Origin of the sequence: Rubrivivax sp. JA1026, assembly GCF_011065555.1 — a bacterium.
Classification (GTDB): domain Bacteria; phylum Pseudomonadota; class Gammaproteobacteria; order Burkholderiales; family Burkholderiaceae_C; genus Rubrivivax; species Rubrivivax benzoatilyticus.
Genome location: NZ_JAALCQ010000011.1, coordinates 175,693 through 184,639, shown reverse-complemented (window position 1 = coordinate 184,639; position 8,947 = coordinate 175,693). Strand labels below are relative to the sequence as shown.

The 8,947-nt window shown below is 73.9% G+C and carries 7 protein-coding genes; 1 reads left to right on the top strand and 6 read right to left on the bottom strand.

What is annotated here, in order from left to right:
• Nucleotides 1–60: 60 nt before the first annotated feature.
• Genes G5B56_RS17985 through hemC form a run of 4 tightly spaced genes read right to left on the bottom strand, consistent with a single transcriptional unit; the run spans nt 61 to nt 4,152 of the window.
• Entirely contained in the window at nt 61–1,314 is a 1,254-nt protein-coding gene (locus tag G5B56_RS17985) for a heme biosynthesis HemY N-terminal domain-containing protein (RefSeq protein ID WP_164964117.1), read from the bottom strand.
• Nucleotides 1,315–1,331: 17 nt separating this feature from the next.
• Nucleotides 1,332–2,414 (bottom strand): uroporphyrinogen-III C-methyltransferase, encoded by a 1,083-nt coding sequence (locus G5B56_RS17980; RefSeq protein ID WP_240920840.1) that lies wholly within the window; start codon nt 2,412–2,414, stop codon nt 1,332–1,334.
• Nucleotides 2,415–2,446: 32 nt separating this feature from the next.
• Nucleotides 2,447–3,220 (bottom strand): uroporphyrinogen-III synthase, encoded by a 774-nt coding sequence (locus tag G5B56_RS17975; RefSeq protein ID WP_164964115.1) that lies wholly within the window; start codon nt 3,218–3,220, stop codon nt 2,447–2,449.
• A gap of 2 nt (nt 3,221–3,222) precedes the next feature.
• A complete protein-coding gene (gene hemC / locus G5B56_RS17970; protein WP_009858717.1) occupies nt 3,223–4,152 on the bottom strand; it encodes a hydroxymethylbilane synthase in 930 nt (309 codons plus the stop codon).
• Nucleotides 4,153–4,221: 69 nt separating this feature from the next.
• Between hemC and ppc the strand changes: the two genes are divergently transcribed.
• Nucleotides 4,222–7,053 (top strand): phosphoenolpyruvate carboxylase, encoded by a 2,832-nt coding sequence (gene ppc, locus G5B56_RS17965; protein ID WP_240920839.1) that lies wholly within the window; start codon nt 4,222–4,224, stop codon nt 7,051–7,053.
• A 27-nt stretch (nt 7,054–7,080) separates the two neighbouring features.
• Here the strand turns inward: ppc and G5B56_RS17960 are convergent, their stop codons facing one another.
• Both G5B56_RS17960 and G5B56_RS17955 read right to left on the bottom strand, forming a co-directional pair.
• Nucleotides 7,081–7,812 carry a LytTR family DNA-binding domain-containing protein gene (locus G5B56_RS17960; protein WP_009858715.1) on the bottom strand — a complete coding sequence of 244 codons (732 nt, stop codon included), beginning with the start codon at nt 7,810–7,812 and terminating at the stop codon, nt 7,081–7,083.
• Between the two features lie 9 nt (nt 7,813–7,821).
• Nucleotides 7,822–8,943, bottom strand: a complete 1,122-nt coding sequence (locus G5B56_RS17955; RefSeq protein WP_164964114.1) for a sensor histidine kinase — start codon at nt 8,941–8,943, stop codon at nt 7,822–7,824.
• Nucleotides 8,944–8,947: the final 4 nt, after the last annotated feature.

Genomic DNA, 8,947 nt, shown 5'->3' with positions numbered 1-8,947 from the left:
AAGTACTCTATCCAGCTGAGCTACAGCCGCGAAGAAAGAAACTATAGCACGTTTTTTCGATTAGTCCAGCCCCGCAGCAAAATTTTCGCAATCACGTGCACGATCCTCGTCCGACTCCTCGCGCGCGAGGCGCGCCAGCAGGCGCCAGCAGCGGCGACGCGCCATGGACGACAGCGCCGGCGAACCCGCCGCCTGCTCGAGCAGACGGCGCGCCTTGCCCCACAGCTGGCGCTCGGCATACACCGTGCCGACGGCCGCCACCACGGCCGGCTCGTGGGCGTGAGCGGCCGCGGCCTGTTCCAAACGCGGCAGCCAATCGCTGCCGACGCCGGCGACACAGTCGATCAGCGCCAGCGCGATCTCCTCGCGCTCGTCGCGCGCCAGTTCACCGGCGCGCTCCCAGAACGGCCGCAACCAGTCGCGACCGGTGTCGACGGCACCCAGCGCGGCCGCACGGCGCGCCGCCCGGGCGACGACGATCGCGTCGCGCCGGTCGGCGGCGTCGAACTCGTCCCACAGCTGGCGAAGCTGCTGCGTGTCGTGAACCCCCTCCAGCGCCTCGAAGGCCAGCGAGCGCAGCAGGCCCAGCGCCGCCACCGGCGAAAAGCCCTGGTGCTTGGCCAGCAGACGCGCGGTGTGCAGCGCCTCCAGCGGCCGCCGCGCCAGGCGGCAAGCCTGCAGCTTCAGACGCAGGGCCTGGGTGCGGCGGGCGACGCCCGGGGGCAGCTCGGCCAGCATCTCCAGCGCACGGCCGGCGTCGCGGTCATCGAGCGCCCACTCGGCAGCCAGCAGCCGGGCGCCGTCGTCGACGCTGCGGCCGGCGCCGACACCGCCCTTGCGGCCCGCCACCGGCATCTGGCGAAGCAGTTCGTCGCGCCGCGTGCGGTCCTGAAGGCGATGCAGGCTGCCGGCGGCCAGCAGATGGGCCAGCACCGAGAACTCGGCGTCGGCGCGCAGCTCGGGCGAATCCTGCTGGATCGCGATCGCCCGCGAGGCCACCTTGTGGGCCCGGCTGTAGCGGGCGCTGAAATACTCGGCCAGGGCCTCGCGCAGCGCCGCTTGCGCCAGACGCTCGCGGCGCAGCGCGCGCCATTCGCCGGCGCGCTTGGGCAAGGTGACCAAGGCATTGACCGCCTGCGCCGCCGACGTGATCGCGAACGCGCCGCCAACCACGATCAGCACGAACAGGTTCAGCGACAGGTCGGTGCGCCAGCCACGCCAGTAGATCGTGACGACGCCGTCGTTGCTGCCCAGCGTGGTCGCGGCAACGACCGCCACCACGCACAGCAGCACGAGCCAGATGACGATGCGCATCGCGGTCGCCCCGGCCCTCAGCGTCCGGCCGCCACCGTCGCGATCGCGGCCAGCGTGGCGTCGGGCCGCGGCACCGTGGCCACGCGCGCCTGCGATTGCACCTGGCGCACCAGCTCGAGCGTCGCCGCGACGCGGCGCGACTGCGGGTCGAAATAGCGGTCGAGCGCCGACAAGGCGTCACGCAGGTCGGACTGCGCCGTGTCGAACTGGCGCGACAGCAGCGCCAGACGGGCATTGAGCAGGCGCAGCTTGAGGTTCTCGCGCAGGAACCAGGTCTGCTCGGGCGCGACCAGCATGGCCTCGGGGTGCTCGATGCGCGTCACGCGCACCAGTTCACGCACCTCCTGCCAGATCGTCCCGGCCACCAGCTTCCAGCGTTCGCCCCAGGGCAGCCCGGACGCGGCCGCCTCGGCCGACGACGCGCCGGAGGCGGGCGCCGGTGCCGCCGTCGCGGCCGGGCGCGCCGCGGACCGGCGATGGTCGCCCGCCGACAGCAACGGAAGTTCGTCGACCGTGCGGATCGCCTCGTCGAGCCGGATCGCCAGCAGCGCCAGGTCGGCGCCACCGACGGAGCGGGCGCGATCCAGGTCCTGGGCAAGCGCCCGGCGCACCCGCTCCAGGCGGGGTTCCTTGTAGCGCGCCAGCCGTTCGTCGGCCTGCTTGAGCGTGGCCACCAGCGGCTCGGCGCTGCCGGTGATCGCGGTCTGCTGCATCGCGACGCGGATCGCGTTCTCGACGTCGGCGAGCACGTTCTCGTCGCGGGAGCGGGCCAGCGACTGGATGAGGTCCTCGAGCTGGCCGCGCTGGATCGTCGACTCGGCGACCCGCGCCTCGAGCACCGCCAGCTTGGCCGCCGCGTCACGCGCGACGTCCTGCGCGGACCGTGCGGCGACGCGGGCCTCGGCAGCCTCGGCGCCGGCGTCCTGCTGGCGCTTGACGAGCTCGGTCTCCAGCGCCTTCACGCGCTGCTGGGTGTTCCAGGCGAGCACGCCGGCGGCCGTGGTCAGTGCGGCCAGCACGGCGGCGGCAGTCGCGATCCAGCGCGCCGGCAGCAACGGCGCGGCGGCGGCCACGGGCACCGGCGCGGGGGCCGGCGGCACCGGGTCTGGAGAAGGGGGCGAGACGGGCTCGGTCACAGGGACGCCGATTCTATCGGCGGCCTGCGCGAGGCCCATTCGGCCACCACCTCGACGGAGGGCGGCAGCTCGGCCACCTCGGCGAAGCCCAGCGCCCTCGCCGCCGCGGCGATGCGCGGATGCGAGGCGACGGCGCGCGAACGCGACCAGTCGGCACCGGGTGCCAGGGCACGCAGGTGGCCGACGGCCTCGCTGCTGCTGAAATGCCACAGGTGCTCGTGCGGGAAGGCGAGCGCGGCGTCGAGCAGCGCGCGGCCGGCCTCGTCGGGCCGGGGCGGACGGCGGCGGTAGGCGGCAACGAACTCGACGAAGGCACCGCGGCCGCGCAGCGTCTCGGCCAGCCATTCACGCCCGTCCTCGCCGCGCACGACGAGCACGCGGCGGCCGGCCCAGTCGCGGTCCTGCAGCTGGAGCCAGAGCGCCTCGGAGTCGAAGGCCCGGGCGTCGGCGGCGGGTTCGACCACACGCTCGCCGACGCCGGCCTCGCGCAGCGCCGCCGACGAACCCGGGCCGACCGAGCCGGCCAGCGTCGCCGCCGGCCAGTCACAGCCGGCCGGCCGCAGCGCGAAGAAATGGGCGACGGCATTCGGGCTGACGAACATCACCAGCGCGTAGTCGGCCAGCGACCGCCAGGCCGCACGCAGCGGCTGCGGGTCCTCGGCGGGTTCGATGCCGATCAGCGGCAGCGCCGCGGCGTCGGCGCCGAGGGCCTGCAGGCGCGCCACCCAGGCGGCCGCCTGATCCGCCGGCCGGGTGACGATGATGCGCACCGTCAGCAGGCCGGCAGGTAGTCGCCGGCGCCGGCCTCGCGCAGCAGCGCGGCGGCATGTTCGCCCAGCGCGCGGGCGCTGGCCTCGTCGGTCGGCGTGCCGGTGACACGCACCTTGATCAGCGGGCGCGTCAGCTCGGTGCTGTGGCCCAGCGCGGCGTCGATCGTCAGCACGCCGTCGTTCCACTGGCCGAAGGCGGCCAGCGGCATCGAGCAGCTGCCGCCCAGCGAACGCGACACGGCGCGCTCGGCGTGGCAGGCCAGGAAGGTCGGCAGGTGCAGGGTCTGCGCCAGCAGCTCCTTCAGGCGGGTGTCGTCCTCGCGGATCTCGATGCCCAGCGCGCCCTGGCCGGCGGCCGGGATCATCACCGAGGTATCGAACAGCGAACGGATGCGCGCGCCCAGGCCCAGGCGCTTCAGGCCGGCGGCGGCGAGCACGATGGCGTCGTAGCCGCCTTCGTCGAGCTTGCGCAGGCGCGTGTCGAGGTTGCCGCGCAGCGGCTCGATCTTCAGGTCGGGGCGGCGGGCCAGCAGCTGCACGACGCGGCGCAGGCTGGAAGTGCCGACGCAGGCGCCCTGCGGCAGCGCGTCGAGGTTCTCGTACTGGTTGGACACCCAGGCGTCGCGCGGGTCCTCGCGCTCCCAGATCGCGGCCAGCGCGAAGCCGGGCGGCAGGTCCATCGGCACGTCCTTCAGCGAGTGCACGGCCAGGTGGGCGCGGCCTTCCTCGAGCGCGGTCTCGAGCTCCTTCACGAACAGGCCCTTGCCGCCGACCTTGGACAGCGCGCGGTCGAGGATCTGGTCGCCCTTGGTGGTCATGCCCAGCAGTTCGACGGCGAGGCCGAAGCGAGCGGTCAGCACGTCGCGGACGTGTTCGGCCTGCCAGAGGGCCAGGCGGCTTTCGCGGGTGGCGATGATGGTGTTGGAGCTCATGACGCAATTATCGACAACGCGCAGGACGTGCCAGAATCGGTAATCCGGTTACGCCTTCTGGGAGCCCCGATGACGCGACGCCCCGCGCCTGCCGCCGCCCTGCGAAAGACCTCGACGCACCATGGTGCAGCCGAGGCCGCGGAGAAGAATCGCCCCCTGGTCGAGGATATCCGGTTACTTGGACGCATCCTCGGCGACGTCATCCGGGAGCAGGAAGGCACCGAGGCCTACGAGCTCGTCGAGCGCGTGCGCCAGCTCTCCGTGGCCTACCGGCTCAAGGCCGACGCCTCGGCCGGGCGCGTGCTCGACCGGCTGCTGAAGAACCTGTCGGCCGACCAGACGGTCAGCGTCATCCGCGCCTTCAGCTACTTCTCGCACCTGGCCAACATCGCCGAGGACCGCCACCACGTGCGCCGCCGCCGCGTGCACGAGCGCGAGGGCCATCTGCAGGAGGGCTCGCTGGCCATGGCCATCGAGCGCCTGCACGCCGCCGACCACCGCAGCGCCGACATCGCGCGCACGCTGGAGCAGGCCTACATCTCGCCGGTGCTCACCGCCCACCCGACCGAGGTGCAGAGAAAGAGCATCCTCGACGCCGAGCGCGCCGTCGCCGAGCTGATCGGCCAGCGCGACGAGCTGCTGACCGACGAGCAGCGGCGCGAGAACGAGGAACTGCTGCGCGCGCGCGTCACCCAGCTCTGGCAGACGCGCATGCTGCGCACGGCCAAGCTGACCGTGGCCGACGAGATCGAGAACGCGCTCGGCTACTACCCGATCACGTTCCTGCGCGAGATCCCGCGGCTGTACCGCGAGCTCGAGCGCGCGCTGCCCGGGCACCCGGTGGCGCCCTTCCTGCGCATGGGCCACTGGATCGGCGGCGACCGCGACGGCAACCCCAACGTCGACGCGCGCACGCTGCGCCGGGCGCTGTCGCGCCAGTGCGAGACCGCGCTGCGCTTCTATCTGACCGAGGTCCACGAGCTCGGCAGCGAGCTGTCGATGAGCGCAATGCTGGCCCCGGTGACGGCCGAGATGCAGGCCCTGGCCGAACGTTCGCCGGACCGCAACGTGCACCGCGAGGACGAGCCCTACCGGCGCGCCCTGGTCGGCCTGTACGCCCGCCTGGCCTCGACGCTGCACGAGCTCACCGGCACCGAGGCGCTGCGCCACGCCGTGGCGCCGCAGCAGGCCTATGCCGGGCCGGAGGAGTTCCTTGCCGACCTGCGTGTCGTCGAGCGCTCGCTGCGCCACCACCACGCCCAGGCGCTGATCGCGCCGCGGCTGGCGCCGCTGATGCGCGCGGTGCAGGTCTTCGGCTTCCACCTCGCGACGCTGGACCTGCGCCAGAGCAGCGACAAGCACGAGGCCGTGGTCGCCGAGCTGCTGCGCGTGGCGCGGCTGGAAGACGACTACGCGGCGCTGGACGAGCCCGCGCGGCGCGCGCTGCTGCTGCGCCTGCTCGACGACGCGCGGCCGCTGCGCGTGCGCGGCGCCGAATACTCGGCGCTGACGACCAGCGAGCTGGAGGTCTTCGAGACCGCGCGCGAGGCGCGCCAGCGCTACGGCCGCGAGGCGCTGCGCCACTACATCATCTCGCACACCGAGGACGTCTCCGACCTGCTCGAGGTGCTGCTGCTGCAGAAGGAGGCCGGCCTGCTGCGCGGCACGCTGGACCGCGACGCCGTGGCCGACCTGATCGTCGTGCCGCTGTTCGAGACCATCGGCGACCTGCGCCAGGCGGCGGCCATCATGCGCGCCTACTACGCGCTGCCGGGCATCACGGCGATGGTCGTGCGCAGCGGCGCCGAGCAGGACGTGATGCTGGGCTACAGCGACAGCAACAAGGACGGCGGCTTCTTCACCAGCAACTGGGAGCTCTACCGCACCGAGGTCGCGCTGGCCGAGTTCTTCGCCGCGCTGAACCGCGAACACGGCATCCGGCTGCGCCTGTTCCACGGCCGCGGCGGCACCGTCGGCCGCGGCGGCGGCCCCAGCTACCAGGCCATCCTGGCACAGCCGCCGGGCACGGTGAACGGCCAGATCCGCCTCACCGAGCAGGGCGAGGTCATCGGCTCCAAGTACGCCAACCCCGAGATCGGCCGGCGCAACCTGGAGACCCTGGTCGCGGCGACGCTGGAGGCGACACTGCTGCACCCGACGAAGAGCGCGCCCAAGGCCTTCCTCGACGCCGCCGCACGGCTCAGCGACGCCAGCTTCGCCGCCTACCGCGCGCTGGTCTACGAGACTCCGGGTTTCGTCGACTGGTTCTTCGCCGCGACGCCGATCCGCGAGATCGCCGAGCTCAACATCGGCTCGCGCCCGGCCTCGCGCAAGGCGACCCGCGCGATCGAGGACCTGCGCGCCATCCCCTGGAGCTTCTCCTGGGGCCAGTGCCGGCTGGCGCTGCCGGGCTGGTACGGCTTCGGCTCGGCGGTCGAGGCCTTCCTCGGCGACGAGACGACGCAGGCAGCACGGCTGGAGCTGCTGCAGCGCATGTACCGCCAGTGGCCGTTCTTCCGCGCGCTGCTGTCCAACCTGGACATGGTGCTGGCCAAGACCGACCTGCGCATCGCCGCGCGCTACGTCGAGCTGGTCGAGGACAAACGTGCCGCCCGGCGCGTGTTCACGACGATGCGCGCCGAGTGGGAACGTGTCGGCCAGGCGCTGGAGCAGATCACCGGCGAAGCCTCGCGGCTGCAGTCCAACCCGGCGCTGGCGCGCTCGATCGAGCACCGCTTCCCGTACCTGGACCCGCTGAACCACCTGCAGGTCGAGCTGATGCGGCGCTTCCGCCAGCGCAAGCCCGACGCCGCCGCCGAGGACCCGGTGGTCGCGCGGCTGCAGCGCGGCATCCACCTGTCGATCAACGGCATCGCCGCCGGGCTGCGCAACACGGGCTGAGCCCCGGGGCGGGGACCGGCGCCGTCCTCAGCCCTCCCCCAGCGCCTCGCGCACCGCGGCGAGCTGGCGGCGCGACACCGCCAGCCATTCGTCGCCCGGCGCGATGCGCACCGCCCAGCCTTCGTCGGCGTCGCGCGGCTCCAGCGCGCGCACCGCGGCGCGCGCGACGATCGCGTTGCGGTGGATGCGCACGAAACCCGGCCCCAGCCGCTGCTCCAGCTCGGCCAGGGTCTCGTCCAGCACGATCGTCTCGGCGGGCGTGCGCAGCAGCACGGCCTTGGCCTCGGCGCGCAGGTACAGCAGCTCGGCCAGCGGCACGCGCCGCAGCCGGCCCCGTTCGCTGACCACCAGCACCGGCCCTGCCGGCGGCGCCGGTGGCGGCGCGCGCCGCGCAGCGACACGCTCCAGCGCGGCCTGCAGCCGCTGCAGCCGCACCGGCTTGGTCAGGTAGTCGACGGCCTCGACGTCGAAGGCCTCGAGCGCGTGCTCGCCGTGCGCGCTGACGAAGACTACCGCCGGGCGGCGCGGCAGCTCGTGCAGCGCCGCGGCCAGCGCCAGCCCGCCGCGGCCGGGCATGCGCACGTCCAGCAGCAGCAGGTCCGGCGGCTCGCGGCGCACCAGGGCCATCGCCTGCTCGGCGCTGCCGGCCTCGCCGGCGATCACCAGCGCCGGCTGCGTCACCGCGCCCAGCAGCGTGCGCAGCCGCAGCCGCGCCAGCGGTTCGTCGTCGACGATCAGGACCGACAGCGGCGCGGCCATCGTCGTGCGCTACAGCGGCAGCACGAGGCGGGCGTGGAACTCGCGTCCCTCGCGCCAGACCTCGACCTCGGCGGCCACGTCGTGCAGCAACTGCAGGCGCTCGCGCACGTTGTCCAGCGCCATGCCGTGGCCGGGCGCCGACGGCTGCTCCGGCACGGTGTTGCTGACGGTGACGATGACCTGGCCGCGCCGGCGGCCGGTGGCGACGCGGATGCGCCCGCCTTCGGCCGCCGGCTCGACGCCGTGGCGCACCGCGTTCTCCACCAGCGGCTGCAGCACCAGCGGCGGCACACGCGCCGCGCCGGCGGCGGCGTCCAGATCCCAGTCGACGGTGATGCGCTCGCCGTAGCGTGCCTGCTCGATCGCCAGGTAGGCGCGCGCCAGCTCGATCTCGTCGGCCAGCGCGACCGACTCGCCGACCTCGGCCAGCGCCGCCCGGAACAGCTCGGCCAGATCCTCGAGCACGCGTTCGGCGCGCGCCGGGTCGACGCGCACCAGCACCAGCGCGGTGTTCAGCGCGTTGAACAGGAAGTGCGGGCGGATGCGCGACTGCAGCTCGACCAGGCGCGCGCTGGTGTCCGCCGGCACGGCGCTGCGCGCGCGCAGGTCCAGCCACAGCCACAGCAGCGCGGCGAAGCCGGCGCCCGCCAGCGCGATGCCCGCCAGACGCAACCCGCCGGCCGTGTCGGCCAGGCCGATGGCCACCAGCGGCGCCCAGGCCACGAGCGCGCAGGCGGCGCCGCCCAGCAGCACCGTACCGGCCCGCGCGCCCGAGGACAGCCGCGCCAGTGCCGTGCGCGACGAGCACAGCGCCACCAGCCACAGCAGCGTGCCGCCGGCACCGGCGAAGGCCGCGGCGGCGGCACGCGCCAGCCAGTCGGCGACGTCCGCGGCCTGGGCCAGCGCGACGACGACGAGCACCGTCGGCACCAGCAGCGCGGCGCGCAGCGCCAGCGCCGGCTGGCAGACGTCGAAGGCGGTGGCGAGCCGGGCCTCGTCGCGGGCACGCTGCTCGGCCAGGCGGTCGAAGCGGCTGGGCGTGAACGACAGGCCTCGCCCGGCCGGCCAGGTGTCGTGCCAGACCGGGGGCGACGGCGGGCTGCTGGAGGCGTCGGGGCCGGCTTCGTCCATCGCC

Coding starts and splice junctions, on each gene's coding strand:
- hemC (WP_009858717.1), bottom strand. CDS start 4,152: ATGAGCTCCAACACCATCATCGCCACCCGCGAAAGCCGCCTGGCCCTC.
- G5B56_RS17960 (WP_009858715.1), bottom strand. CDS start 7,812: ATGGCCGCGCCGCTGTCGGTCCTGATCGTCGACGACGAACCGCTGGCG.
- ppc (WP_240920839.1), top strand. CDS start 4,222: ATGACGCGACGCCCCGCGCCTGCCGCCGCCCTGCGAAAGACCTCGACG.
- G5B56_RS17985 (WP_164964117.1), bottom strand. CDS start 1,314: ATGCGCATCGTCATCTGGCTCGTGCTGCTGTGCGTGGTGGCGGTCGTT.
- G5B56_RS17955 (WP_164964114.1), bottom strand. CDS start 8,943: ATGGACGAAGCCGGCCCCGACGCCTCCAGCAGCCCGCCGTCGCCCCCG.